Consider the following 24,632-nt stretch of genomic DNA (forward strand, 5'->3'; position numbering starts at 1 on the left):
GCGATATCAGCCCACGGCTGATATCGGAAAGCGGATCGTGCAGGTAAGGCCGGTCTCGGCATAATCCATCTCGACTTCGCCCTGCAGTTCGTAATTGATGCTGCGCTGGATCAGCGTCGTGCCGAAACCTTCCTCCTCGGGCGGCACCACCGCCGGACCGTCGACCTCCGTCCATTCGAGCGTCACCACGCCGTCGACGACCGTCCAGCCGACTTTCACATAGCCGGCATCATGCGCCAGCGCGCCATATTTGACCGCATTCGTCGTCAGCTCGTTGATCACCATGCTGAAAGCGAGGGCAGCCTTGGGGTTGAGCATCACAAGCGGCCCCGGCGTTGTCCTGAAACGCTCTCCCTTGCCTTGAACATAAGGCGCAAGCGTGCGCCGAACGACCTCCACCAGTTCCGCCTGGCTCCAGTTCGTCTCGAACAGCAGCGCATGGGCATCCGCCATCGCCCTCAGCCGGCCGAGCAGGTTCTGGGAGTAATTCTCTACCGTCGTGCTGTTCTTCGCCGTCCGCCTGACCAGCGACATCACCATCGCCATCGTGTTCTTCACCCGATGGCTGAGTTCGCGGACCAAGAGTTCCTTCTGCTGCTGAACCCGGCGATATTCCGCCTTTTCGCGCGCCTCCTTGAGCGCCCGCTCCACCGCCGCCGGCAGACGGATGAGGCGCTGCTTCAGCACATAATCGGTAGCGCCGCGACGGAAGGATTCGATCGCCACCTCTTCGCCGAGAACACCGGATACGAAGATAAACGGAATATCCGGCGCATCCCGATGCGCCATCTCGAGCGCCGACATGCCGTCGAAATCCGGCAGCGAGAAATCGGCCAGGATCAGGTCGAAACGACCGGCTTCGAGTGCCGAGACGAAACCGCTGCGGTTTTCCGCCCGCAGGATTTCCGGCTGCGGATCCATCCGCTCAAGATGTTCGCGGATCAGCTCCGCATCGAGCGGGCTGTCTTCCAGCATGAGGATTGTCGGACGGTCCACGGTTACCTCGGCACCTGTCATGATTTCTTGTATCCCGGCGGCGGCTCGTTGAGGATCGCCCAGAACACCCCGAGATCCTGAATGGCCTTGAAGAACTCGTTGAATTCCACCGGCTTCACCACGAAGGCATTGACCCCGAGCTCGTAGCTTCTCACCAGATCCTGCTCCTCGCGCGACGAGGTCAGCATGACGATCGGGATATGGCGCAGCTTGTCGTGCTTCTTGACCTTTTCCAGCACCTCCAGCCCATCGACCTTGGGAAGCTTCAGATCGAGCAGCACCACGGTTGGATCGCCGTCCGGCCGCCCTTCATGCATGCCGGTGCCGAACAGGTAGTCGATCGCTTCCGCACCGTCGCGGGCAATGACGATGTCGTTGGCAAGCTGGCATTTTTCGAGCGCTGCAAGTGTCAGTTCGAGATCCCGCGGACTGTCTTCCACGAGCAATATGGGACGTAGTTCAGGCAATGGCGCGCCCTTTCCTTTCAGGCGTGGGCAGGGCGAAGACGAAGGTGGCCCCCTTGTCGACTTCCCCACTGGCAGTAATGCTTCCGTTATGGCGCTCGACGATTCGGCGCACCAGCGCGAGGCCTATCCCGGTTCCCTCGAAATCCTCCGCCCTCTGCAGCCGCTGGAAGACGCCGAACAGCTTGCCGGCATAGGTCATGTCGAAACCGACACCATTATCCGAGACGCTGAACTTGACGATGTCACCATCCAGCGACCCGTCGATCATAATCTTCGCCGGCGCACGTGGCCTTGTATATTTCACCGCATTGTCGATGAGATTGAACCACACCTGGCGAAGCAGCGTCGCGTCACCTTGAGCCGATGGCAGCCTTGCGATCGACCATTCGATATCGCGCCCCTCGGCATTGATCATCACCGACTTCACCACTTCAGCAACGAGCTTGTTCATGTCGACCTCCTTGATGGCGATCGACGTGCGGCCAAGCTGCGAGAAGTTGAGAAGGTCGTCCACCAGACGCCCCGCCGCCAGCGCGGAATCGGAAATGTTGTGCAGGTAATGCCTGGATTTTTCGTCGAGCGCCTGCTCGCGCTCGCGCAGCAGCTGGGCAAAACCGACGATGTGGCGGAACGGTGCTCTGAGATCATGGGAAACGGAATAGGAAAAGGCTTCGAGTTCCTTGTTGGAACGCTGCAACTCGCCGGAGAGTTCCGCCAGTTCCTCCGCCTTTCTGAGTACGATGCCGACGATTGCGCCGCGAAGGTCGCGCGCCGCCGAAAGTTCGGCCTCGCTCCATTCGGGTGCCGTCAGATGAACCTGCTCGCGCCAGGCATCGAATGAGCGGCGCGGATGGATGCGTCCCTCCTCCCGCACCACCTTGTGCGGATCGCCACCCCAGTTGACGGTGGTGATCACTTCCGGCCGGAACCAGATCAGCCAGCTCGGATAGAGTTCGGAAATGCGGATGGCCACCATGCCGCTGGCCTCGGCGGCGAATGCCTCGCCAGCACGAAAATCACGGGCAAGCGATGACGTCTGGTAGATATCCTCGCTGACATTCTCCTTCAGCCAATCCACCAGCGAACGCACATGCGCCTCGTCCGGCACCATGCCGACAGCAAGATAATCGTCCTCCGTCACGATCACCGCACCTCTGGCACGCACCTGCGCCAGGAGATCGTCCTCTACCTGAATGAGCCCGCGCGGCCAGCTGGCGCCGGCACTCATCGACGCCAAAAGCCGGCTCGAAATACGCCCGAGAGCGACCCTGCTTTCCGCATCGACCGCATGGAGAAGCGCCGAAACCCGCATGGCAAGCGATTGCACGACGAAATCGCAGATATCGCGCAGCGTGTTCGACACCACCTTCGCCGCCGCGCTATGGCAGGACACAAGCCCCCAGAGCCGCCCGTCGATGATGATGGAAACCGACATCGACGATGCCGTTCCCATATTGCGCATATATTCCAGATGCACCGGCGAGACGCTGCGCAATTGCGAAAGACTGAGATCGAGCGGCTCTCCCGTGACCGGATTGAGCGCCGGCTCGATCGGCACCGGCCGATAATTCGCATCGGGAATGAGCCGCACCCGGCTCGAGGCATAGAGCGCCCTCGCCTGCGCCGGGATATCGGATGCCGGAAAACGCAGGTCGAGATAGGATGGCAGCGCCCCGTTTGCCGCTTCCGCCACGACATGACCGTTCCAGTTCCTGTCGAAACGATAGACAAGCACCCGGTCGAAGCCCGTCAGGTTCTCGATGAAGGTCGCAGCCGCCGTCAGCGACCCTTCGACGTCTGACTGTCCGGACAGGATCTGGGCGAAGTCGCGCAGGCGGGACAGCAGGCCATCCGTATCGTCGGCCGCGTTGCGCTCGACCTCGACGACGATCAGACCGCCGGAGCGATGCGCCGTCACCTGCAGATCACTCGCCGCGACACGCATCTGCAGTGTCGGTTCGGATGTTGCCTGCCACGCCGCGAGCCGATCCGACAAGGGCTGGAGAAGAGCCGGCAGCCTCTCGCCGGGGCGGACGACCTCGCCGATGAAACCGGCCAGATTGGCGCTCGCCTGCGCCACGCTCAGATCCTCGGGGTGGAGGCTCAAAAGCGCGCCATACGGCTGGATCGCACCGGGAATATGGATCGGCTCCCGCGCACAGGCTTCCAGATCTGAGACGGTAAGGCTCAAGGCTGGTCCTCGACATAGGCAGCTAGTGATGCGGATTGCCGAGATGAACTGTGATCGGCGGCGGATCACCCGAACATAGGCAAGTGAAGACTAAAGTAAACCCGCCCGCAGCAGGTCACCAGTCAGGGACACACTCAGAAGCCGACGGAAAATTTTCGCGCGACCCAGTAGCCGACGCTTGCGGCAAAACCCGTCAGGACAGTCCCCCAGGCCATGTCGACGGCGCTGACGGCGGGCGACCAGTTTTTCAGCGTCGCGAGATTGGTCATGTCATAGGTGCCATAGGCGATAAGGCCGAGAATGCCACCCGCGACGGCCGCTGTCGTCCAGCTGCCCGAGACGAGCGCCGGCTGCACCGCGAAATAGACAATGCCCGCCACATAGACGAGGTAGAACAGTCCGGCGGCAATGAAATTCGGCTGGGCAAGCAGAAGCTCGCCGATCCGGCTCTTGTAGAACCCCGTCGCCACTGTGCCGAGCCAGAGAAAATCGAGACAGAGAAAAGCGATGGCCGTGCCGATATAGGCCAGGATATAGGTCATCGCTCGTCCTTTCGTTCAGATCTTCAGGATCGGCTGCATCAGTCTGACGATCCAGCTCGAGAACTTCAGCGGTGCTTCGGTCACCGCCAGGCAGATGCAGTCCTCGCCTTCCGTCGCATGCGGCGTGTGCAGGAGATCGCCATCGGCCTCCTCGATATCGCCACGTGCAAACAGATCGTCGCGATCGCGAAAACTGCCCGAAAGCACCAGCGTCAACTCGCGGCCTTCATGCGTATGCTCCGGCACCGGCTTTCCGGCCGGGATGCGCAACAGCCGAACCTGCGTTTCGCGATCCCCGGTATCGATCAGGATCTGGTAGGCCCCACGTCCGAGCGCGCGCCATTTGAGATCGGCAAGATCGCCGCCGACATAGGATCGCAGCGGTTCGGGAATGACTGTCGGCGCCGATGCCCGCTGAACGCGCGGCGCAATTTCCTCGACCTTGATATCGAGCGCTTTCGCCCTGAACCGCGCCCAAGCATCATCCTCGCTGCCGGCCTCGGCATCGAGTTGGGGAGAAAGCTTGTCCAGAAGTACGCCGGCAGCGCCCTCCATCGCGGCAAGCCGGCCTCGGCATTCAGGGCAGAGCGCCAAATGGCTCGCAACCGCAAGGCTCCATCCTTCGCTGAGTCTGCCTGACGCGTAGTCGATCAGGAAATCGTCGCCGATATGGTGTTTGACGCTCATAGCCGACCGTCCAATGCTGAACGCAGCTTTTCGAAGGCAAGGCGGATGCGCGATTTGACGGTGCCGAGCGGAACGCCGAGATCATGGGCGATCGTCGCATGCGACGCCTCGTCGAAAAATGCGCGGCGCAGCACATCGAGCTGTTCCGCCGGCAGCGTCGCCATCGCGCCACGCAGCAGATTGGCTTCCTGAAGCTGCTGGAATTCGAGATCGGCCGGCGCCACATCGTCCGCGACGAAGGCAGGATCGTCCATGTCGAATTCCGGGCGCTTGCGCCGATAGGCATCGATCCTGATGTTGCGGGCAATCGTGTAGATCCAGGCCGAGACATTGCCGCGCGCAGGGTCGAACTGCGCAGCCTTTGTCCAGACCGAAGCCATGGTCTCCTGCATCAGTTCCTCGGCCGCCTGCCGATCCTTTGTCTTCGCCGCCATGAAGGTGCGGATACGCGGCGCGTAGAAGCGGAAGATGGTCTCGAAGGCATCGACGCTGCGCTCGCGCCCGACGATGGAAAGCAACCGCACCATCTCGCGCTGCGCGAGATCGTCGGCCGACAAGCCATCGGAGTTTTGTGTGTTCATCCCGAGCCCATGCACTGCCCGCCCGCCGGGCCTTGATGCCGCGGACCGCCTCTTGTGCCATCTATAAGCCGAGATAGGAATGCTCAGGTTCATGGCAAGCACTACGGCGGGCCAAACGGACCGGATCACGCCAGATTCGGAAATTTTCCACAGATCCATTTAGAACTTCATTACGTAGTCATGTTTTGAGGAACGTGACGATGCACGCGAGGATGGTGGAATGACAGTGTCGACCGGCAGGACGCAGCGTCAGACGGCAAGGATTGCCGTCATCGGCTCCGGCATCAGCGGCCTGTCCGCAGCATGGCTTCTGTCGAAGACGTGCGATGTCACGCTCTACGAAAGCGCCGGCCGGCTTGGCGGCCATGCCCAAACGGTGAATGTCAGGATCGACGGCAGCGATGTCCCGATCGATACAGGCTTCATCGTCTATAACGAGGTCAACTACCCCAATCTCGTCGCCCTCTTCGATCATCTCGACGTGCCGACCACAGCCTCCGACATGTCCTTTGCCGCCTCGATGGATGGTGGCCGCTTCGAATATAGCGGCACCGGCCTGAAGGGCCTGCTCGGCCAGAAGAAAAACGCGCTGCGCCCCCGCTTCTGGCACATGCTGCGCGACGTGATGAAATTCTACAGGCACGCCCCTGCCCTGCTCGCCCGGCCCGACACCGAAGACCTTACCCTCGGCGACTATCTCCAGCGGGAAGCATATTCCTCCGCATTCATCCATGACCACCTGATGCCGATGGGCGCGGCCATCTGGTCGATGACGGCGCGCGACATGGCAAACTATCCGCTGCACGCCTTCCTGCGCTTCTTCGTCAATCACGGTCTCCTGCTTCTGTCGGGACGCCCGCAATGGCGAACGGTCGAAGGCGGCAGCCGCGAATACGTCCGGCGCGTCGCCGCTGATTTCAGCGGTACGGTGAGGCTCAATGCCAGGATCGCTTCCATCCGCCGCAACCCCGCTTCGGTGACTGTCACCGATACAGGCGGCCATTCCGACACATTCGACGAGGTGGTGATCGCCGCCCATGCCGACGAGGCGCTCTCCATGCTCTCCGATGCGGATGGCGAGGAACGCGACACCCTCGGCGCCTTTTCCTACACGCCGAACCGGGCCGTGCTGCACAGCGATCCGAACCTGATGCCGAAGACCCGCGCTGTCTGGTCGAGCTGGAATTATCTCAGTGCCCGCAACGGCAATGAACCCAAAGGCAATCACGCCAACGGTAACGAGGCCCTGTGCGTCACCTACTGGATGAACCGCCTGCAGAGGCTCAAGACGAGCCGAGATCTGTTCGTCACCCTCAATCCGCATCGCGCGCCACAGGCCGAGCTCGTCCACGGCATCTATGACTACACCCACCCGCTTTTCGATGGCCGTGCGCTTGCGGCGCAGGGCAGGCTCTGGCAGCTCCAGGGCCGCAACCGCACCTGGTTCTGCGGCGCCTATTTCGGCAGCGGCTTCCATGAGGACGGGTTGCAGTCGGGGCTTGCCGTGGCCGAGGCCCTGGCGGGCAACCGCCGCCCCTGGACGGTCGAAAACGAGTCCGGCAGGATCAGCATCGCCCGGCCTGCCCCGGCGCTTCGGGAAGCCGCCGAATGAGCGTTCCCTCCAGCCTCTATACCGGAGACGTCGTCCACACGCGCCAGCGACCGAAGGCGCACAGCCTGCGCTACAGCGTCTTCTCACTGCTGATCGATCTAGACGAACTCGCCGATCTGGACCGCTCGCTGAAACTCTTTTCGGTCGACCGGCGCGGTCTGTTCAGCTTCTGGCAGAAGGATCACGGCTCAGGCAGCGGCACCGGCCTCAAGGCCTGGGTCGCTGGGCAGCTCGCCGATGCCGCCATCGAAACGGATGGGCTGCGGGTCAGAATGCTCTGCTATCCGCGCATCTTCGGCTATGTCTTCAATCCGCTGACGGTCTATTTCTGCTATGGCCGCGACGACGTGCTGCGGGCCATCATCTACGAGGTCTGCAACACCTTCCACGAGCGCCATTCCTACATCATTCCGGTCACCGGAAGCGGCACTGCCAAGGATGAGCCGGTCAGCCATTCCTGCGGCAAGGATCTCTACGTCTCGCCCTTCGTGCCGATGGACTGCCGCTACGATTTCTCGATCCGCCCGCCATCCGACCGGGTGCGCATCGCCATCCGCGAATCCGATGATAACGGCATGCTGCTCTACGCCATGTTCCAGGGGGAGCGAAAACCGCTCACCGACCGCACTCTGGCACTCGCCTTCTTCCGCTATCCGCTGATGACCGTGAAGGTCACCGCAGCCATCCATTGGGAGGCGCTGAGACTGTGGCTGAAGCGGGTTCCCGTCTACAGGCACACGCGTGCCGCAGAGCCGCGCTCGGCCACGATCGTCACCCGAACAGAAACGACGGAGACACGCTGATGACAGATATCGACCAGAAAATCGAACTGCCGATCCCGTCCTTCTCGCTGTCGGAACGCATGCTGTGCCGCTGGGCGGCAAGGCTTGCCGCGGGCCAGTTGACCTTGCGCTTCCCGAGCGGACGCGAGGCGCGCTTTGCCGGCGATCAGGCCGGACCTTCGGCAACGATCGCCCTCAACGACATGAAGACCGTGCGCCGACTGCTTTCCGGTGGCAGCCTCGGCTTTGCGACATCCTATCTGCGCGGCGAGTGGGAAACGCCCGATCTCGCCGACGTTCTCGACCTGGCACTGGCCAACGAAGCCCGCTGGTCGAGCGTCATGGCCGCAAGTCCGCTCGCCTCGGCGATCGCTCGCCTGCGTCACCGCCTCAACCGCAATTCCAGGGCCGGCAGCCGCCGCAACATCGCCTTCCACTACGATCTCGGCAACGCCTTTTATCGGCTCTGGCTGGACGAGACGATGACCTATTCGTCGGCACTCTTTTCCGATCCGCGCCAGAGCCTCGCCGAGGCCCAGACGGCAAAATACCAGCGCATCATCGACACCCTGCAGATCACCGGGGATGACCATGTACTCGAAATCGGCTGCGGCTGGGGCGGCTTTGCCGAACAGGCGATCCGCGCCACCGGCTGCCGCGTCACCGGCCTCACCCTGTCGAAGGAACAGGCCGCCTTTGCAAAAAACCGCCTGCGCGATGCCGGTCTTGCGGATCGCGCCGATATCCGCCTCGAAGACTATCGCGATTGCCAAGGCACCTTTACGAAAATCGTCTCGATCGAAATGTTCGAGGCCGTCGGCGAGGAAAACTGGCCCCTCTATTTCGATCGCGTCCGCTCCCTTCTCGCAGAAGGCGGAAAGGCGCTCGTCCAGTCGATCACCATTGCCGAGGATCGTTTCGACCACTATCGCAGCCATGCGGATTTCATCCAGGCCTATATCTTTCCCGGCGGCATGCTGCCGAGTGTCGACGCCTTCGAGGCGCAGGCCGGCAAGGCAGCCCTCACCGTCGACGACCGTTTCCGTTTCGGCCGCGATTACGAGCGCACGCTGATCCTCTGGGACAAGGCCTTCCGCGACGCCTGGCAGCGCATCGCCCCGCTCGGCTTCGACGACCATTTCCACCGCATGTGGCACTATTACCTGCAATATTGCGCAGCAGGCTTCCGCTCCGGCCGCCTCGACGTGGTGCAGTTCACCCTGTCTCGCTAACCCTTGCGTACCATGCGACGGGTAATCGCAAGGCTTGCCCGATAGGGCAAAGCCGCAAGCAGCTTGGCCGCCACCGCCATCCTCCACGGAAAGACGATCTCGAAGCGCGAACCGGAAAGCCCCTTGACGATGGCATGCGCAGCCTCGTCTTCGCTGATCAGGAACGGCATCGGAAAGTCGTTCTTCTTCGTCAGCGGCGTGTCGACAAACCCCGGATTGATCACCTGCAGCTTCACGCCCTGTGAGCCGAGCTGTGGCTGAAGTGCCTCGCAGAGATTGATCAGCGCCGCCTTCGTCGCCCCATAGATACCGCCGCCGGGAAGGCCGAGATAACCGGCAACCGATGCGACAACGGCGATATGGCCCGACCGCCTGGCAATCATCGGCCCCATCACCGCCTCCAGCGCATTGCCGGTTCCGACCACATTGAGGCCGACGAGATCGGCCAGCGCCCCGGCATCGAACTCGCCTGCGCTCTCGCGGATATAATTGCCGGCGCAAAACAGCGCGAGGTCGATCGGCCCGAGCATCTGCTCTATGCCGCGTACGGCATCCTTGAGTGCCTGACGATCGGTGACATCGAGCGGATAGGCATGGATGGCGCCCGGTCGCTCCGCCACCAGCGCGTCGAGCTTGTCGGCCGAACGGGCACTGACCGCTACGATGAAGCCCTCATCCGCAAGCCGCAGAGCCACCGCCCGGCCGATCCCTGAACTCGCGCCCGTGACCCAGGCAATCTTTCCAGTCCTGCTTCTGACCATCATGCAGACCTCCGTCGATCAATCCTTTCTACGCAGGCAAGCGGCGAACGGATCTTTCTCGAAGGCAGCCATGTCACCCGACGGGGACGGCACCCTTCGGTTCGCGGGCGATGAACCGTCGCGCCACCAGCCAGCAGCCGGCGGCCCAGACCGCGCCGGCGCACCAGCCACCCAGCACGTCGGTCGGATAGTGGACGCCGAGATAAAGCCGCGACAGGCCGATGATCAGGGTCAGGAATATGCCGGCCGCCATCAGGAAAATCCGGGTGGCGCGATATTGCTCTGCCCGCGACAGGAGTGCTGCAAGCGTCAGATAGGTGACCGCCGACAGCATCGCATGGCCGCTCGGGAAGCTCAGGTCATGCACTTCGACCAGATGCGGCACGATATCCGGCCGCGGGCGCGCCACGCCGAGTTTCAAAGCACTCGAAACCAGCCAGCCGCCAATGATCGACAGGGCCATGAAGATGGCGATCGCTCTCTGTCGCGCCAGAAACAGATAGACGACGGAGAGAACCGTCATCAGCGACAGCACGGTGACGCCACCGAGTGCCGTGATGTCGCCCATCGCATGCGTCACCCAGGACGGCGCGATCGGCAGCGCGAGGTCGGCCGTCTGGCGCAGCGACAGCAGGATCTCTTCGTCGAAAGCGTGCGTGTCGCCCTCGATCACCTCCCCCGTCAGCGCCAGAAAGGCCAGCACGCCGCCGGCTACGGCCGCAAACGTGATCAGCCCGATCGGCTCGAAGGTCATGAACCGGTCGATGAGGCTTTGGCGGATGCGCTGATGAAGGGGCATGCTCTCTCGTTGCTCGTTGAATGATCCCGTCTAGATAGGATCGAGGCGCGATCACGCAAGAATTGAAGATGAGACCGATGGGCGACTGCGGCCAATTCGCAGGTGCAGCATAACGCTTGGAACCTTGGACACCCGTCCCGCGTTGCTCGCCAGATCTTTCCTGCCAAATCGAGAGGCCTATCGTGGCTCAAGCTCAGCGCGCGCAAAAAAATCAATCCATTCAGACAGAAGCCCCGAACGCCGAGACGGCCGATACGACGCCCAAGGTCGATGAGGCAAGGACGGCAGAGCCCGACAGGACCGATGATCAGCCTGCAGCCGGCACCAAGGATGAGAAAAAACCGTCGATTTTCAAGCGCCACCCATGGTGGATCGCCATTATCCTGATCGTCGTTATCGCGCTCGCCGTGGCAACCTATTTCGTCTGGCTGATCTTCTTCCACCCTTATGAATCCACCGACGACGCCTTCGTCGATGCACGCAGCTTCTCGGTTGCCGCAAAGGTCTCCGGTTATCTCGCCGATATTCCCGCGACCGACAACCAACATGTCGATGCCGGCGCCGTCATTGCGAAGATCGATCCGCGCGATTACCAGATCGCCCTCGACCAGGCCGATGCCCAGGTCCAGTCGGCGCAGGCTTCGATCCGCAATGCCGAGGCACAGATCGAAGTCTCCGCCGCATCCGTCGATGAAGCCCGCGCCCAGCAGGCCTCCTCGGCCGCAGCACTGCAATATGCCAAGGACGAGGCGACCCGCCAGCAGCAGCTCGTCAAGGGTGGGGCCGGCAGCCTGCAGGCCTCGCAGCAGGCAGAGTCCAACCTGCGCCAGGCGCAGGCGACCTACAATCAGTCCGGCGCCAGCGTCACCTCGGCCATGAAGAACCAGAATGCTGCCGAGGCCCAGAAGGCAAGCGCTCAAGCGAGCCTGAAACAGGCACAGGCGCAGCGCGAGACAGCCGCCCAGAACATCAGCTACACGACGATCACCGCCGCCCAGCCCGGCCGCGTCGTCAAGCTTTCCGGCTCCAAGGGCCAGTTCGTCGATGCCGGCCAGGCGATCGCCATGTTTGTGCCCGACGATATCTGGGTCACCGCCAATTTCAAGGAAACCCAGCTCGCCGACATGCGCCCCGGCCAGCCGGTCGATCTCGTCATCGACGCCTATCCCGGCTACGAGCTCCACGGCAAGGTCGTCTCCGTCCAGCCGGGCTCCGGCACCGCCTTCTCGCTTCTGCCGGCCGAAAACGCCACCGGCAACTATGTCAAGGTGACCCAGCGCGTGCCGGTCAAGATCGCCGTCGATCAATGGCCGAAGGATGTCTCGATCGGCCCCGGCATGTCCGTCGTCCCGACCGTCACCGTAAGGCCGAGGGATTAGTCATGGCCATTGCCGATGCAAGCGGCGGCGCGGGGAGGACCGGCGCCGCAAGAGCGACGAACCCGTGGCTCGTGGCGGTCGTCGTCGCCGTTGCCGTGTTCATGGAAGTGCTCGACACGACGATTGCCAATGTCGCGCTGCGCTACATATCCGGCGGCCTTGCCATCAGCTCCGACGAGGCCTCATGGGTGGTAACCACCTATCTCGTCTCCAATGCGATTGCGCTGATTGCCTCAAGCTTCATCGCCCAGCGCTATGGTCGCAAGCGCTTCTACCTCATCTGCCTTGCCACCTTCACCATAGCGTCGGTCATGTGCGGCCTTGCCTGGGACCTGCCCTCGCTGTTGATCTTCCGCATGATCCAGGGCTTTGCCGGCGGTGGCATGGTGCCTGTCTCGCAATCGATCCTCACCGATGCCTTTCCACCGCAAAAGCGCGGCCAGGCCTTCGCCATCTTCGGCGTCGCCGTCGTCGTCGCCCCGGTCATCGGCCCGACGCTCGGCGGCTGGCTTTCCGACAACCTGTCCTGGCACTGGTGTTTTCTGATCAACGGCCCCGTCGGCGTCTTCGCCTTCGCGCTCGTCTATTTCCTCGTGCAGGAATCCGACGAGGCGCGAAAGAAGCGAGAGGATCTGCGCAAGCAGGGGATCCGTTTCGACATTGTCGGCTTCGCGCTGATCGCCACCTTCCTAGGCGCGCTGGAACTCGTGCTCGACCGCGGCCAGACGGAGGACTGGTTCGGCTCCACCTTCATCATCGTCACGACGGCGATCTGCGTTGCCGCGCTGCTGATCTCCATTCCCTGGCTGCTGATCAAGAAGAACCCCGTCATCGACGTCACCCTGCTTGCCCGTCGCCAGTTCGTCTCCTGCATGATCGTCATGCTGGCGACCGGCGCGATCCTGATCGCCACCACCCAGTTCGTGCCGCAGGTGCTGCAGGAAAACTACGGCTATACGGCCACCTGGGCAGGCATGGCGCTCTCGCCGGGCGGGCTCGTGACGATGACGATGATGTTCATCGTCGGGCAGCTCACCTCGATCTTCCAGCCGAAATACCTGATCGCCATCGGTGCCGGTATCATCGCCTTTGCCATGTATGACATGACGCGGCTGAGCCCGGACCTGAATTTCGGCTTCTTCGTCACCTCGCGCCTCTATCTCGGCCTCGGCCTGCCGCTGATCTTCATCCCGATCACCGCGGCATCCTATTACGGACTGAAGCCGAGCCAGACGGACCAGGCGTCGGCGCTGATCAACGCCGCCCGCAATACCGGCGGTTCTATCGGCGTTTCGATCGCCTCCAACGTGCTGGCCCATCGCGAGCAATGGCACCAGAGCCGGCTGGTCGAACATGTCGTTCCCTCCGATCCGGCCTATGTGTCGACCCTCCACAACCTGCAGAGCTTCTTCGTCGGACATGGTTCGAGCACGGCCGATGCACAAAGCCAGGCGGTCGGCTATATCGGACAGATGGTCCAGCAACAGGCAAGCTACCTCGCCTATATCGATGTCTTCCATGTGCTGGCGATCATTTCCGCCTGCGCCATACCGCTTGCGCTGATCTTGAAAAAGATCGATCTGAAGGCAGGCGGAGGCCCGGCCCACTGATCCCCGACACCCGGTTGATCGAGCCGTTGCGCGATTTCACCCCGGCGCGACGCTTGAGGGCCAGAACGCAATCAGGAGGACGTTTCGATGCCGCAGACGGTGCTTTCCATCTCCACCCGTGGTCAGGGCCTCTATGAATTCACCAGCGAGGCGGAAGCCTTCGTCCGCAATCACCATGTCGGCCAGGGCCTGCTCACCGTCTTCGTGCGCCACACATCCTGCTCGCTGCTGATCCAGGAAAATGCCGATCCCGACGTGCAGCGCGACCTGAAGACCTTTTTCAGCCGGCTCGTGCCGCCGACGATCCATCCCGACATGGCCTGGGTCGTCCATACCGCCGAAGGTCCCGACGACATGCCGGCCCATATCAAGTCGGCGCTGACCGCCGTCACCCTCGGCATTCCAGTCAGCGGCGGCCGCCTGATGCTCGGCACATGGCAGGGCATCTACCTGTTCGAACATCGCGACCTCGCCCATCGCCGCGAGATCGTGCTGCATCTTTCGGCCTGAAAAGCCCGTCATTGTTTCGATGAACTTCCCCTGAACACCGGCTTGGGCCTGCGTTCAGGCCGCCGCGGCTAGTCTTCGATCATCGCCTGCGGGCCAAGCCCCGGCGAAGGAAAAAGACCAGAGCAACCGGAGGATCATCCATGACCAGCGTGTTCAAGAGGATCGGACTTGCCGCCCTCGTCACCCTTGGCGGCCTCACCGCCACCATATCCTATTCTTCCGCCGCGGAACCCGGCTACGGCCCAGCCCGAGATTTCGCCAATAATCCGGCCAGCATCGTACAGGTTCAGTACCGCGACCATCACGGCGACCGCGACTGGCGCCGAGATCGTCACCATGGTCGTCCGGGCTGCTCGCCTGGCTGGGCAACGGAAAAGGCATCCCGCATGGGCCTGCGCCGCGCCCGCGTCGTCGACGTCTCGCACCGTGTCGTCGTGGTGGCCGGTCGCGGCTGGCACGGCCCCGACCGGATCGTCTTCGCCAACGAGCGCGGCTGCCCGGTCATCCGCCGCTGACCTGCGCTAGATCGCCGTGCATCCGCATGGGTGCACGAAGACGATCTATCTTATTGAATCTACGCATCAGGCTTTCCGAAAATCGATTCCGATTTTCGGGCCGATGCTGTAGACCGCAACAAAACCTCAAGAGAAAAGCCCGGCCGCCAAAATGGCCGGGCTTTTCTGCAAAATACATCATAAGCGCCAGGTGCCCATATGGGCGCTGTGGCCAGGTGCAGCCCTACTGCTCGAGCGCAAACGTCACGTTGACGGTGACGCTATAGGTATTTTCGCCCGAGGAGATCGGCACGCTGTCGCCCGGTTCCTTGGCCATCGCCATGCGCATCATCGGCTGCGCCATCGGCCTCACCGAGTTTTCGTTCATCTCGATGATCCGGCCGAGCTTGATGCCGGCGGCATCGGTGAGCGTCTTGGCCTTGGCAAGCGCCTGCGCCACGGCCTTCTTGCGCGCTTCCATCAGCGCCGCATCGGGATTGTCATTGGTGAAGGTGATCTGCCCACCCTCGTTGACGCCGAGCTTGACCGACTGGTCGAGCAGCGCGCCGAGCTTGGAAAGATCCCTCACCCGAACTGTCAGCCCGTTGCTGACCTGGTAGCCGATGATCTTACCCGGCTCGGCATTGGGGTCCTTGGGATCAGTCGCCTCGTGGCGCGGAAAGATCTGGAACTGGCTGGTCTGGATGTCGCGCTCCTCGACGCCGCGCTCGTGCAACGCGCCGACGACATTGCGCATCGCCGCATTATTGGCCGTCAACGCCGCCTCGGCCGTATCGGCCTGCTGCAGCACCGTCAAGGACAGGATCGCCATATTAGGCGCAACCGCCATCTCGCCCTCGCCCGACACGGTGATCTGCGCCTCGCGCTGCTGCTGGCTATCCTGGGCAAAGGCCTGTGCAGACAAGGGCACCGCCAGAAGCACAGGCATGAGCAGGGCGGCAGTGGCAAAACGGGTGACAGGGTTCATCGACGCATCCTTGCTGGTCTCTTCTTTCTTCAAGCCGCAGGCTGGCAGGACCAGAACCCGGGGCAACAGGCGACACGCGCCCTCATTGCGATCGGCACATGATGACACTCCTGCAGGTCTATTGTGAAGCTAATGCGGCAACGGCTTGTGACCAGCAAAGATTTGCGTTAGAGCGGGCGACGGTCGAAGCGAACCATTGCGCCCGACCGCTGCCTTTAGAAGGCAGGGGCCTGTAGCTCAATGGTTAGAGCCGGCGGCTCATAACCGCTTGGTTGGGGGTTCGAGTCCCTCCGGGCCCACCAACCATTTCTAGTTCGTCAGACTCGATGATTTTTTCGTCAATTCGATTGTTCTGGCGATCGTTGTTTCCATTGAGGAAATTGAATATTTAGGGGTTTTCAGTTTCGAAATGGCTGATCACACCAAAGGACGTTCTACATCCAGAGGCAACACACTCGAATCTCGTCGGAGTCATCAGTTTTTCCGACACTGGTTGGAATCGCTCAAAAGGTTTGTCCCTGCGGGCGCTGATATGTCCCTGACGCCTTAATAGGTTTGTCCCTGAGATCAATTCGCCTATTTTCCTCAGTTTCACCTGTGGTCGGCAGACCTGATAGCAACAAACAAACTTCCTGGAGTTTCGAGTTATAGCAGCAGCCTTAGCCGACGGCCACTCCGTGGCGTGCGGTGCATTCAATTTGATATCGAATTCACCTCACCCCAGACTAAGTCAGCGTCTCGGCCTTCCGCGGAGCGGACACAGCTTTCCGCCGGATGGAGGCTACTTCGTCTCGCCTCTTTTTAAGCTCTGCGAAATAAGTCCTGACCGTCTCAACTTCACGCTTCATATCCTCAATGGTGGGAGTGTAAGGCAACCTGCCTTTTGACCAGTCGTGACCGGATAGCTCTGAGGTCTTACGCATGCCGAAATGTATTGTAGTGAAGTCACTGTCCCTGACCTCAACGCCGCTCAGAGACTGTGTCATTACTCCGGGCTGGAAACGGCCGACAACCCCGTTCAGAAGCATCTCCTCGACCAAGCGCTCCCAAGTCTCTCTCAGCCCAGTGAAGAAGTCGGTAACTTCACGTTCATAGGCCTCAGTATCTTTTGACGCTTGGCTGGCCATGGATGTCAGCTTGAAGTCCAGCGCCCCCAAACGGTCCTTGGTGGACTTGACTTGCCATGGCGCATCGCCGTTTCGAACTGTACCAAATCCATGTTCTTCGGTTTTCACGATCCAATGGCGCAAGACATCGACGTGAGCCTCAATGGCTTGATGCCAGAGTTCATAATAGAAGCTCAATTCATGGGTGAATACGATCACCTGACGGTGCCTGGCTTCAGCCAGGATACGAGTGGCCACCTGCCGCACATGCTTATGGTCGAGTGAGGAAACGGGATCATCTAGGATCACGCCGTCATGGCCGTCGATGGAGCCGATTTCGGCGAAGAAGCACGCTAGTGACAAAGCGCGGAATTCGCCTTCGCTCAAGATATTCGAAGTCTTGGCGGAAATCGACTTCGATAGGTCGGGCCCAACATAACTGACACCCCTATCGGTCCGTCCAGTCACGACGACAGGGAGATACGCAATGCCCAAATCGGCAATCTCTTTCTGTAGCTTCCTGCGGAAGTCTTCGGTCAGGTACTTCTCGCATAGTTCAGTATTCTTGGACGAGATCGGAGCGCTATGCCGAGAAGCGATGCATCCTGAAAGCTTCAACAAGGTGATGAGTTGGCTCCTACGCTGGAGAACTGCTGGTAGGTTGTCATGTAACTGCTTGCGTGCGCGAAGATCGCGAAGTTCGGCCCTGAGCCGGTTCAAACGCTCCGGATCAGTTGCGGCAGCTTGATCTGCCGCCGCGGACACCGCAAGCGCGCTGGCCCAGATTTCAATCTCGCTGGACTTACCTGGCTCCATCACTCCGAGGGCTGACACATCTACGAGTGCATCCGCCAACTGCGTAAGCGCAGACCGAAATTGATCAGCGGATACCAACCACTTGAGCAACTCGTTCAAGACGCTTGCTTCCGCACTGCCCTCCACGATGAAAGGCGTTAAAGCGCTGACGATTTGATCGGCCGTCGGCAGCGTCAACTGTCGTAGAGCCGATACATCCGAGGTCAGAGACGCTACTGCCAACTCGGCCTGCTTTGCAGCTTCGTTCGCAATGAGCGCCCGAAACTTAACGAGTCTGTCGAACGCCCCATGAGATAGCTTCTGTGCGCATAGAGGACAAACTTCGTTGTCACCATGGGTTGGCAGTTCCGCGCCATGAAACGCATCAGCGTATACCGTGATCGCGTATCCGAACATCTGCCTCCATGGTTCGGAACCGATCACCGTCGAAAGCGGGTCATCACGGAATTCGAGGCTAGCGGCAAGCGCCGCGGCTTCCCGCGTTGCTATACATTTCCCGATTTTAGAGTTCAGATTGGTGATCGCGTCGGCGGACAATAGGTTTTCGGCATTCACAAGCTGCTCATGTAGCGTTTTCAGAATTCCGACACCGCGTGTTTTCTCTTTGGCAAGCGCCGCCCGATCACTACGTATATCACCCTGAATCAGCTCGGTCCTCGCGTCGTCATCTAACGACCAAAGCGCGAGATTCTGAAAGGCCACCTCGCTCGGAATTGATTTCAAAGCGGTATTCTCGTTGAGCTTTCCTACTGCTTCGGCCTGAAGAGTATCTCGTTCAATGTCAGGCAGAGGACTGGCCACAATTGTCCTCAACGGCTCCATTTCGTCGTTCAGGCGTCGGCTGAGTTCCGTGCAAGCCTTGACGACCCGCGGCAGGACATCCAACCCAGCTGGAAGAAATTCGATTTTGTCTTGCTTATCAGCATACAAGGGTGCCAAGCGGCTGTCGAAGACGCTCACGCGGGACAAGGCTGGCGGAGGCGGAGCGCCCGTTTCCCATCGATGATCCTGAGCTTCGGCTTGCCCTACTTTGAAGCGTACCGTGAGGGATGGCTTGGAACGCCTGTCCGTAGAGTAGGCGTTCTCCAGTACAACTTCGTCATTGCGTTCTCGCCGAGCGCGGCAAATTTGCTTTAAAAGCTTGCAGTAACCGCTCTTACCACTTCCGTTTTCGCCGTAGACGATCGTCAATCCATTGACCGCGAAAGACAGCGTCTGTCCGGAGGCCAACTGCATCGCACTGCGAATATCGTGGATCGAGCCGAGCACCACAGGATCAGCTCCATCAGGCCGATGTAAAACATGATCGGCAGCGAGCGGTGCAGGATCATTCGCGACTGTGTCGAACTCGATTCCATTTGCAGCCTTGATCATTGCCATGACCTCAATGTAGTCACTTTCAACCAGATCAGGTTGTGTATAGATGCGCCGGAACAAGTCCTGCTCCCAGGCCGGCCTCGTCTTCGCAAATGCGAGCAGATCATCGGTAATGGTGACCTGAGACCCATCGTCCCTCCAATTTTCGGGAGAGTCTTGGGTTTTAAATCTGGCCTTATGCGGCCTGTTTTTCCATAGCCATTTTCATTGCGAATTCGCTGGGTGTGATGTTGCCCAGTGAAGAATGCGGTCTGTTCCGATTGTAGTCCTCCTTCCATGCTGCGATTTCGCTCCTCGCCTGTGTCAGAGACGAGAACAGTGTTTCGTTGAGGCATTCGTCACGAAAGCTCCCGTTGAAGCTTTCTACGAAGCCATTCTGCATCGGCTTGCCCGGTGCGATATAATGCCATTCGACACGAGTGCTTTGGCACCATTCCAGAACGGCCATGCTGGTCATCTCCGTGCCATTGTCGGAGACAATCGTTCGCGGCGGCTTGCCTCGTCGGGCAATGACAACATCGAGTTCCCGCGCAAGCCGCCGGCCTGAGAGCGATGTGTCGGCGACCAGCGCCAGGCATTCGCGGGTGAAGTCGTCGACGACGGCCAGAACCCGAAAGCGACGACCATCTGTGAAGGCGTCGCTGACGAAATCCAAGCTCCAGCGTTCGTTGGCACGCGAGGGCAGCGCCAGGGGGCGTCTCGTCCCCAAAGCCCGTTTGCGTCCACCACGTTTGCGCACGGTCAGCTTCTCTTCGCGATAGAGACGCCGCAGTTTCTTCAGGTTCATGATGATGCCCTGCCGACCCAGCATGACGTGAATGCGGCGATAACCGAAACGACGGCGCTCGGACGCCACCAGCCTCATCGCCTCACGGATATCAGCGTCATCCGGTCGAATGCTACGATAGCGCACACTCGACCGATCAACGGACAAAACCTTACACGCCCGACGCTGGCTCACCCCGTGTCGTTTGCAAACATGAGCCACAGCGTCTCGCTTCACATCGGGCGTCACCACTTTTTTGAAGCGACATCTTTCAGAATGGCGTTGTCCAGCATGGTCTCGGCCAGCAGCTTCTTCAGCTTGGCGTTCTCGTCTTCCAAAGCCTTCAGCTTGCGAGCATCGGATAACTCCATGCCGCCGAACTTCGCCTTGTATTTGTAGAAGGTCGCCTCGGATATCCCGTGCTTGCGGCAGACATCGGCCGTCCGCATGCCGCTTTCCTGCTCTTTCAATATCCCGATGATCTGCTCGTCCGTGAACCGTGAATGCTTCATTCCGTCCGTCTCCTTGATGCGACGGACTCTACCAAAATCTGGAGGAAGTTCAGGGGCTCAGGTCAGCACCAAAAAACGATACGATGGCCGTTGACGCCTATCTCGGTGCCCGGTAAGTCTTAGCTCTGATCTGCGGATCAGCACCCATCTCGAATGCGCGATGAAGTCTCTTTTCTGGCCTGAGGGCCAGCACCAAAGGCAGGGGAAACCCTGCCTTTTTAGATTTTCTTGCGACCTCATTTGCCCGAATCTAGAATAGCTTCATAGGCACTACGAAGCATTGCTTCTGTCGCTTCTCCAAAAACGGCCAGATTGGCCGCATGTTGGTCGGTTCCAGCGAATTCTTCGTGCCACGACGACCGATCCGAGACGAAAACCGGGTCATCGAAATCCTCGAACTGATCGGCGGTAATATCGACAATCACCGATCCGGACTGAAGCCATGCGTGAGACCTCCCGTCACGCCATCCTAGATAGTAGCGGAAATCACCGTGCCCCAGTTCTGCGAGATGGTGTCCTAGAAGCAGGGTCGTATCCCCGCAGGCACCCTTTGGGAAATCCTGCAACGTAATCGGGAGGCTGCTTTTCTGTGTCCTCATGATGAGATCGCGGAACTGCGTGGCCGTGTCGTTGAGTTCGTCCATCATGTTTTCCCCGAAAGCGAAGCCGGCTACTTGGCCTTTTGAACAGGAAGGCTTGTTGTCCCTGCGCTCATCTGTGAAAACTGCGTCTTTGTGGCCGAGGATGCCGAGCTCGTCGACAATTCCTTCTACCCTCATTGTTCTTTGTGTGTGAAGAACATGATTGCCTTGCTGCTGTTCTCGACTCGCTTGCAGCTTCAGAGATGCTCAGCTGCTTCTCCAGATTGCGTTCAGCGAGATGTTCTTAGCGAGCTTCATCCCGGCAAATGTCTTGTCCTTGAAACCCGCCCTTCCCCAGTGCGGAACCGTTCGAATTTTTAAAGCATCGGATTTTCCGTCCAATTTGAAGTTCGTTAAGGCCTGAGCGTCCCGTCCATTATCGCATGGGATATTATTTATCATCGTTGGAACTTGTCACTTTACGTCTCACTTTACATAGTTATATCGTAGGCCTGCCAACCACGGATGAAACATGACCGCCGAAATCGTCAATCCGCTATTTTCGAACGAGTTGCCCGAAGTGCCACTGACCAACGCTCCTTTGGCGCGCGTTGTGGCGCAGGTGCGCTTCCCTGCTATCCAGTCAATTCAGGATCAGGTGTTCGTTGGCAAGTTCCAGGAAGCGATTAGAAGTTTGTATCCGCGTCCCCGCAAGGATGTGATGAACGGGTTCGTGCTCGGTACCCCCACAATGGTTTCGTCAATCATCTGGCGCTACCTGGATCAGGAAGCGCAATGGATCGTATCGCTTTCGGATAATTTCTTATCATTCGAAACGGTCAAGTACACGTCCCGCAAGGATTTTACCGACCGCTTCGGATTTCTTCTCGAAAAGCTCGCGGAGACGATCGGTCCGACACATTCGGACCGGATCGGGATACGGTACGTGGACCAGGTATCGCTTTCAGAAGACGAAAGCATGGCCGGCATGCTTCGAACGGAGATGATCGGCGTGAAGGAAGTTTTCGGCAAGACGCACCATATGATCTCAGAACTCGAAGGCCCCTCGCAAGAGGGCGGAGTCCTGGTGCGTTGGGGGCATATGCCCGAGAACGCCTCGCACGACCCAGACATCATGACACCTGTCAGCACGCCGTCGTGGTTTCTGGATGTGGACTCGTACAAGTCCTACGAATCTGAGAGCATGGCCTTCAATCCAGCGGCGCTGTCGGCGTTGACCTATCAGCTTGCCACGCGGGCATATACTATTTTCAGGTGGTCGGTGACGGATAAATTCCTTGACCGCTACGGGAGAAAATAAATGACGACTCATCGCAAGTTCTCTTCATCAGGGACGAGCCACTCTGGATTCGGCGACCGTCTCGACTTCATGTACTTGCGTCGCCATCAGGGCTTCAGAGCCTCGTCGCCGACGACGTCCACATTGCTCGACATGCAGCGCACCGAGACCGACGAGGAGCGCTTGGAGTTAGCTGCCCAGTCGGCAACCTTCATCACCCAGATTGGCCAGCTCAAGATGATGACCGGGTATACCTGGGATCGTCTGGCAGAGCTCCTCAGTTGCTCGCGACAGTCACTGTACAACTGGCGCGACGGATTGACGGTCACGGACGCGAACATCCGCGCCGTCCAGCGCATGCACGAGGCACTCGCGTTTATTGACCGGGGTGACCCCACTGAGACGAGGGCAGTGCTTGAGGCAAACGGCGCGCTGGTATTCAAGACGCTCAAGGGCGGCGACCTAGAGGAGGGTAAGCGGCTGGCCGGGAAGGGAAGCGGTTCAACTCACGGTCGGCCGCCACCTCTTGTCAACGGCGCTCGCCAGCTACAAGATCATTGGACTGACCGCATCGCGGCGTCGTCCGATGATCCCCTCGAGAATGGAGGGTTCAAGCCTCGGAAGACTTCGCGACGCGGACCTCCCCGCACCAAGTAGAAGACTTCATGGCCGAAAACAACGAACCGAACGCCGAACTTGAGGAACTGAGAGCGGCGCTCGCACCTTGGAGGCAAGGTGACTTCACGATCTCCACGGGTGAGTTTCCCGTCGCGTTCCTCAATGAGAACGATGTCATTGAGACTGGATGGGATTCGGTGCAAGGTTTGGTAGTGGTGAGCCAGACCTGTGACATAGTCAATGCGATGGACCTCGATGATGTCGTTGTCGTCGCACCGATCGTGGAGGTGACCGAGGGTCTGCTCGAGTCCATCAAATTCGGAACTACAACCGTCGGCGCGGTCATCGAGAACTCGCTCCTGCCAACCGATGTCGCAGACCTGAGGTTTCTAGCGACCATCCGCAAGACCTCGCTGGTCAAGATGGAGCGCAAGGAAGGCTTTAGCTCTGAGCAGACGAGAGATGTGTTCGTCAACGCTCTTGAGCGTCGATACGGACGCTTCGCGTTTCCTGATGCGCTTAGCAACGGTCCAGTGATAACGATCAGGAACAGGGCGAAGAGTCTGAGGAAGAAGGACTCTCCTAATGCCAAGGTTTACAAGTCGCTACGCTCTGTTCGGCTCGCAGCAGACCCTGATTTCGATACCCCTGGGGCAAGAATCCAGTTCCTTCTAGTCCTGAACGATCCGCCTCACGTCTTTGCCCAACCTCAGGACATCATCGCAGAACTCAAAAGCCAGGAGATCGCTGAACGCTTCAACTGGCCACCGGTTTTCGAGAAGGAAACCCCTTTGTTCCGCGTTGTTACCATGGATAGCCTGTCGGCACGGGAATGGGACGGCAGCCGCCATGTCGACCTCGACTTCATCTCATGGCGGAGTGAGACGTAGCGGTCCCGCCAGTCGTCTCCATCGTTGATGGGGGCATCCTCCCAAGCCTGCATCAGCCGAATAACGAATTCGAGCATTGGCAGCCGAAAGCTATTCGGGAAGCTCTTTCCATTCTCCCCCGGCTCGTTTCTCAATGATCTGGCCGATCTCCTTGAGGCTTTCCTCGGCCCGATAACCGAGGTCTTCGTCGACAAGGAAATTCGGAACACCCATACAGTGTCGGTCCGAATACTGCTGTAGCCTTTCGTCAAATTCCGGTCGCGTCTCTTCGCTCTTCGAAGGCGCGGCTGACCGTTGTTACGTATTCATCTACAATCGTCGGGCCGTATTTCATCGGCCGTAACTCGCGTTGGGAGTGCGTAAAGTCGCGCTCAACGGCCAGGATTATCGAATGTGAGAAAAGGGGGCTTCGGGAGCAACGAATGTGACGACAGCGGCAACCGATGGTGACGACAGATCATCGAAAAATCAATGTTTTCAGAAGCACGAAAATCGTCGAATGTGACGAGCTATACCATTTCAAATAGTTGCTGAAGAATTTGCGGTTCTCGCAACCATCGAAGCAATATGGGCTCTTTCGGCGCCGTTGCTTAAGATTGGTTGCAAGATCTATCCGGAGCCGAATCTTGAAACGCTCTCCTTATCGCAACCGGAGCGGAGGTCGGGTCCGTCAGGCCACTCTGCGCCACTTTACTCCAGTATCATTTTATCGGGCATTCGCCGAAGGTCGCGACCGGAAGTGTCCGCGACCTCAATCCGGCTTCACGGCTGCCGGCCATTGACTTCCATCCGCCGCATGTCACCCTCGCACTAAGGTGAAACCCAGGCGGAGAAATCGTAATGGCGGCAGGGGAGACAGCGGCGGAATTGAGCAGCGACATCGTTGCCAAGCTTTCGGATGCGATCGAAAATCTGGATGCGGTCCCCTCGGACGACATGCTCGTCCTCCTCAACGAAGCCCTCGATGTGATCCGCGAACTGGTTGAGATGAACGATGCCGTGAGCCTCGAATAGCGACCGGCCCTGCCCGTCGAC

The 24,632-nt window shown here is 59.7% G+C and carries 24 protein-coding genes and 1 tRNA gene; 12 read left to right on the forward strand and 13 right to left on the reverse strand.

The genetic code is table 11. The features are described 5' to 3' along the window. Nucleotides 1–6: 6 nt before the first annotated feature. The 6 genes from NCHU2750_RS11110 to NCHU2750_RS11135 form a co-directional block, all read right to left on the reverse strand. Nucleotides 7–1,017: a sensor histidine kinase gene (locus NCHU2750_RS11110; RefSeq protein ID WP_245480227.1), complete on the reverse strand. Its 1,011-nt coding sequence runs from the start codon at nt 1,015–1,017 to the stop codon at nt 7–9. Next, the gene (locus tag NCHU2750_RS11115; RefSeq protein WP_119940526.1) at nt 1,014–1,463 is read right to left on the reverse strand and encodes a response regulator; all 450 of its coding nucleotides are present in this window, start codon (nt 1,461–1,463) and stop codon (nt 1,014–1,016) included. Before NCHU2750_RS11115 ends, NCHU2750_RS11110 begins: the two co-directional genes overlap by 4 nt. After that, nucleotides 1,456–3,654: an ATP-binding protein gene (locus NCHU2750_RS11120; protein ID WP_119940528.1), complete on the reverse strand. Its 2,199-nt coding sequence runs from the start codon at nt 3,652–3,654 to the stop codon at nt 1,456–1,458. Before NCHU2750_RS11120 ends, NCHU2750_RS11115 begins: the two co-directional genes overlap by 8 nt. A 134-nt stretch (nt 3,655–3,788) precedes the next feature. Further along, complete coding sequence (locus NCHU2750_RS11125; RefSeq protein ID WP_119940530.1) at nt 3,789–4,196, reverse strand: DUF2177 family protein; 408 nt, start codon at nt 4,194–4,196, stop codon at nt 3,789–3,791. Nucleotides 4,197–4,211: 15 nt separating this feature from the next. Further along, nucleotides 4,212–4,883 (reverse strand): ChrR family anti-sigma-E factor, encoded by a 672-nt coding sequence (locus NCHU2750_RS11130; RefSeq protein WP_119940532.1) that lies wholly within the window; start codon nt 4,881–4,883, stop codon nt 4,212–4,214. Further along, nucleotides 4,880–5,464 (reverse strand): sigma-70 family RNA polymerase sigma factor, encoded by a 585-nt coding sequence (locus tag NCHU2750_RS11135; RefSeq protein ID WP_205583844.1) that lies wholly within the window; start codon nt 5,462–5,464, stop codon nt 4,880–4,882. The genes NCHU2750_RS11130 and NCHU2750_RS11135 overlap by 4 nt, the downstream gene beginning before the upstream one ends. A 220-nt stretch (nt 5,465–5,684) precedes the next feature. On the opposite strand from NCHU2750_RS11135, the gene NCHU2750_RS11140 reads away from it, so the two are divergent. The 3 genes from NCHU2750_RS11140 to NCHU2750_RS11150 are packed head-to-tail and all read left to right on the forward strand — an operon-like array spanning nt 5,685 to nt 9,090. Beyond that, nucleotides 5,685–7,076, forward strand: coding sequence for an NAD(P)/FAD-dependent oxidoreductase (locus NCHU2750_RS11140; protein WP_119940533.1), 1,392 nt, complete (start codon nt 5,685–5,687; stop codon nt 7,074–7,076). Next, a complete protein-coding gene (locus NCHU2750_RS11145) occupies nt 7,073–7,879 on the forward strand; it encodes a DUF1365 domain-containing protein (RefSeq protein ID WP_119940535.1) in 807 nt (268 codons plus the stop codon). The genes NCHU2750_RS11140 and NCHU2750_RS11145 overlap by 4 nt, the downstream gene beginning before the upstream one ends. Then, a complete protein-coding gene (locus tag NCHU2750_RS11150) occupies nt 7,879–9,090 on the forward strand; it encodes an SAM-dependent methyltransferase (RefSeq protein ID WP_119940536.1) in 1,212 nt (403 codons plus the stop codon). The genes NCHU2750_RS11145 and NCHU2750_RS11150 overlap by 1 nt, the downstream gene beginning before the upstream one ends. Here the strand turns inward: NCHU2750_RS11150 and NCHU2750_RS11155 are convergent. Together NCHU2750_RS11155 and NCHU2750_RS11160 are read right to left on the reverse strand one after the other, a co-directional pair. Beyond that, entirely contained in the window at nt 9,087–9,854 is a 768-nt protein-coding gene (locus tag NCHU2750_RS11155) for an SDR family NAD(P)-dependent oxidoreductase (RefSeq protein ID WP_349509017.1), read from the reverse strand. The genes NCHU2750_RS11150 and NCHU2750_RS11155 overlap by 4 nt on opposite strands. 70 nt (nt 9,855–9,924) lie before the next feature. After that, nucleotides 9,925–10,650 (reverse strand): phosphatase PAP2 family protein, encoded by a 726-nt coding sequence (locus NCHU2750_RS11160; protein ID WP_119940537.1) that lies wholly within the window; start codon nt 10,648–10,650, stop codon nt 9,925–9,927. A gap of 182 nt (nt 10,651–10,832) precedes the next feature. Between NCHU2750_RS11160 and NCHU2750_RS11165 the strand changes: the two genes are divergently transcribed. The 4 genes from NCHU2750_RS11165 (at nt 10,833) to NCHU2750_RS11180 (ending at nt 14,664) form a co-directional block, all read left to right on the forward strand. Continuing rightward, complete coding sequence (locus tag NCHU2750_RS11165) at nt 10,833–12,029, forward strand: HlyD family secretion protein (protein WP_245480228.1); 1,197 nt, start codon at nt 10,833–10,835, stop codon at nt 12,027–12,029. 2 nt (nt 12,030–12,031) lie between these two features. Then, entirely contained in the window at nt 12,032–13,639 is a 1,608-nt protein-coding gene (locus NCHU2750_RS11170; RefSeq protein WP_119940539.1) for a DHA2 family efflux MFS transporter permease subunit, read from the forward strand. Between the two features lie 87 nt (nt 13,640–13,726). Continuing rightward, the gene (locus NCHU2750_RS11175) at nt 13,727–14,149 is read left to right on the forward strand and encodes a secondary thiamine-phosphate synthase enzyme YjbQ (RefSeq protein WP_119940541.1); all 423 of its coding nucleotides are present in this window, start codon (nt 13,727–13,729) and stop codon (nt 14,147–14,149) included. A gap of 140 nt (nt 14,150–14,289) precedes the next feature. Further along, complete coding sequence (locus NCHU2750_RS11180) at nt 14,290–14,664, forward strand: hypothetical protein (protein ID WP_119940543.1); 375 nt, start codon at nt 14,290–14,292, stop codon at nt 14,662–14,664. A 223-nt stretch (nt 14,665–14,887) separates the two neighbouring features. On the opposite strand, the gene NCHU2750_RS11185 is transcribed toward NCHU2750_RS11180, so the two are convergent. Next, nucleotides 14,888–15,631, reverse strand: a complete 744-nt coding sequence (locus NCHU2750_RS11185; protein WP_119943236.1) for an SIMPL domain-containing protein — start codon at nt 15,629–15,631, stop codon at nt 14,888–14,890. A gap of 226 nt (nt 15,632–15,857) precedes the next feature. Here NCHU2750_RS11185 and NCHU2750_RS11190 point away from each other — a divergent pair. Next, a tRNA-Ile gene (locus NCHU2750_RS11190) sits at nt 15,858–15,933 on the forward strand. A gap of 423 nt (nt 15,934–16,356) precedes the next feature. Here NCHU2750_RS11190 and NCHU2750_RS11195 read toward each other — a convergent pair. From NCHU2750_RS11195 to NCHU2750_RS11205, 3 genes are all read right to left on the reverse strand, one after another. Further along, nucleotides 16,357–18,990 carry an AAA family ATPase gene (locus NCHU2750_RS11195; RefSeq protein ID WP_119940545.1) on the reverse strand — a complete coding sequence of 878 codons (2,634 nt, stop codon included), beginning with the start codon at nt 18,988–18,990 and terminating at the stop codon, nt 16,357–16,359. A 115-nt stretch (nt 18,991–19,105) separates the two neighbouring features. After that, nucleotides 19,106–20,208, reverse strand: a protein-coding gene (locus NCHU2750_RS11200) for an IS3 family transposase (protein ID WP_119939616.1) whose coding sequence is annotated in 2 segments (ribosomal slippage) — nt 19,106–19,956 and nt 19,956–20,208 — 1,104 coding nt in all. Because the reading frame shifts where the segments join, the coding sequence is not laid out codon by codon here. 236 nt (nt 20,209–20,444) lie between these two features. Then, the gene (locus NCHU2750_RS11205) at nt 20,445–20,855 is read right to left on the reverse strand and encodes a hypothetical protein (RefSeq protein ID WP_162939586.1); all 411 of its coding nucleotides are present in this window, start codon (nt 20,853–20,855) and stop codon (nt 20,445–20,447) included. Between the two features lie 466 nt (nt 20,856–21,321). Here NCHU2750_RS11205 and NCHU2750_RS11215 point away from each other — a divergent pair, with 466 nt between their 5' ends. The 3 genes from NCHU2750_RS11215 to NCHU2750_RS11225 are packed head-to-tail and all read left to right on the forward strand — an operon-like array spanning nt 21,322 to nt 23,597. Continuing rightward, on the forward strand, nt 21,322–22,110 hold the full coding sequence (locus NCHU2750_RS11215; RefSeq protein ID WP_119940550.1) for a TIGR04255 family protein: 789 nt from the start codon (nt 21,322–21,324) through the stop codon (nt 22,108–22,110). After that, nucleotides 22,111–22,746, forward strand: coding sequence for a hypothetical protein (locus NCHU2750_RS11220; RefSeq protein ID WP_119940551.1), 636 nt, complete (start codon nt 22,111–22,113; stop codon nt 22,744–22,746). Nucleotides 22,747–22,754: 8 nt separating this feature from the next. Beyond that, nucleotides 22,755–23,597 (forward strand): hypothetical protein, encoded by an 843-nt coding sequence (locus NCHU2750_RS11225; protein WP_119940553.1) that lies wholly within the window; start codon nt 22,755–22,757, stop codon nt 23,595–23,597. A gap of 90 nt (nt 23,598–23,687) precedes the next feature. Here the strand turns inward: NCHU2750_RS11225 and NCHU2750_RS31155 are convergent, their stop codons facing one another. Then, nucleotides 23,688–23,810: a hypothetical protein gene (locus NCHU2750_RS31155; protein WP_256377684.1), complete on the reverse strand. Its 123-nt coding sequence runs from the start codon at nt 23,808–23,810 to the stop codon at nt 23,688–23,690. 627 nt (nt 23,811–24,437) lie between these two features. On the opposite strand from NCHU2750_RS31155, the gene NCHU2750_RS30480 reads away from it, so the two are divergent. Then, a complete protein-coding gene (locus NCHU2750_RS30480; protein ID WP_162939587.1) occupies nt 24,438–24,611 on the forward strand; it encodes a hypothetical protein in 174 nt (57 codons plus the stop codon). Nucleotides 24,612–24,632: the final 21 nt, after the last annotated feature.

Origin of the sequence: Neorhizobium sp. NCHU2750, from assembly GCF_003597675.1 — a bacterium.
In the GTDB taxonomy this organism is placed as follows: domain Bacteria; phylum Pseudomonadota; class Alphaproteobacteria; order Rhizobiales; family Rhizobiaceae; genus Neorhizobium.

What these genes read in the sequence shown, in the direction of transcription:
- NCHU2750_RS11110 (WP_245480227.1), bottom strand. Translation starts at nt 1,017, where the DNA reads ATGACAGGTGCCGAGGTAACCGTGGACCGTCCGACAATCCTCATGCTG.
- NCHU2750_RS11125 (WP_119940530.1), bottom strand. Translation starts at nt 4,196, where the DNA reads ATGACCTATATCCTGGCCTATATCGGCACGGCCATCGCTTTTCTCTGT.
- NCHU2750_RS11130 (WP_119940532.1), bottom strand. Translation starts at nt 4,883, where the DNA reads ATGAGCGTCAAACACCATATCGGCGACGATTTCCTGATCGACTACGCG.
- NCHU2750_RS11135 (WP_205583844.1), bottom strand. Translation starts at nt 5,464, where the DNA reads ATGAACACACAAAACTCCGATGGCTTGTCGGCCGACGATCTCGCGCAG.
- NCHU2750_RS11140 (WP_119940533.1), top strand. Translation starts at nt 5,685, where the DNA reads ATGACAGTGTCGACCGGCAGGACGCAGCGTCAGACGGCAAGGATTGCC.
- NCHU2750_RS11145 (WP_119940535.1), top strand. Translation starts at nt 7,073, where the DNA reads ATGAGCGTTCCCTCCAGCCTCTATACCGGAGACGTCGTCCACACGCGC.
- NCHU2750_RS11150 (WP_119940536.1), top strand. Translation starts at nt 7,879, where the DNA reads ATGACAGATATCGACCAGAAAATCGAACTGCCGATCCCGTCCTTCTCG.
- NCHU2750_RS11155 (WP_349509017.1), bottom strand. Translation starts at nt 9,854, where the DNA reads ATGATGGTCAGAAGCAGGACTGGAAAGATTGCCTGGGTCACGGGCGCG.
- NCHU2750_RS11160 (WP_119940537.1), bottom strand. Translation starts at nt 10,650, where the DNA reads ATGCCCCTTCATCAGCGCATCCGCCAAAGCCTCATCGACCGGTTCATG.
- NCHU2750_RS11170 (WP_119940539.1), top strand. Translation starts at nt 12,032, where the DNA reads ATGGCCATTGCCGATGCAAGCGGCGGCGCGGGGAGGACCGGCGCCGCA.
- NCHU2750_RS11175 (WP_119940541.1), top strand. Translation starts at nt 13,727, where the DNA reads ATGCCGCAGACGGTGCTTTCCATCTCCACCCGTGGTCAGGGCCTCTAT.
- NCHU2750_RS11180 (WP_119940543.1), top strand. Translation starts at nt 14,290, where the DNA reads ATGACCAGCGTGTTCAAGAGGATCGGACTTGCCGCCCTCGTCACCCTT.
- NCHU2750_RS11185 (WP_119943236.1), bottom strand. Translation starts at nt 15,631, where the DNA reads ATGAACCCTGTCACCCGTTTTGCCACTGCCGCCCTGCTCATGCCTGTG.
- NCHU2750_RS11205 (WP_162939586.1), bottom strand. Translation starts at nt 20,855, where the DNA reads ATGATGGACGAACTCAACGACACGGCCACGCAGTTCCGCGATCTCATC.
- NCHU2750_RS11215 (WP_119940550.1), top strand. Translation starts at nt 21,322, where the DNA reads ATGACCGCCGAAATCGTCAATCCGCTATTTTCGAACGAGTTGCCCGAA.
- NCHU2750_RS11220 (WP_119940551.1), top strand. Translation starts at nt 22,111, where the DNA reads ATGACGACTCATCGCAAGTTCTCTTCATCAGGGACGAGCCACTCTGGA.
- NCHU2750_RS11225 (WP_119940553.1), top strand. Translation starts at nt 22,755, where the DNA reads ATGGCCGAAAACAACGAACCGAACGCCGAACTTGAGGAACTGAGAGCG.
- NCHU2750_RS31155 (WP_256377684.1), bottom strand. Translation starts at nt 23,810, where the DNA reads ATGGGTGTTCCGAATTTCCTTGTCGACGAAGACCTCGGTTATCGGGCC.
- NCHU2750_RS30480 (WP_162939587.1), top strand. Translation starts at nt 24,438, where the DNA reads ATGGCGGCAGGGGAGACAGCGGCGGAATTGAGCAGCGACATCGTTGCC.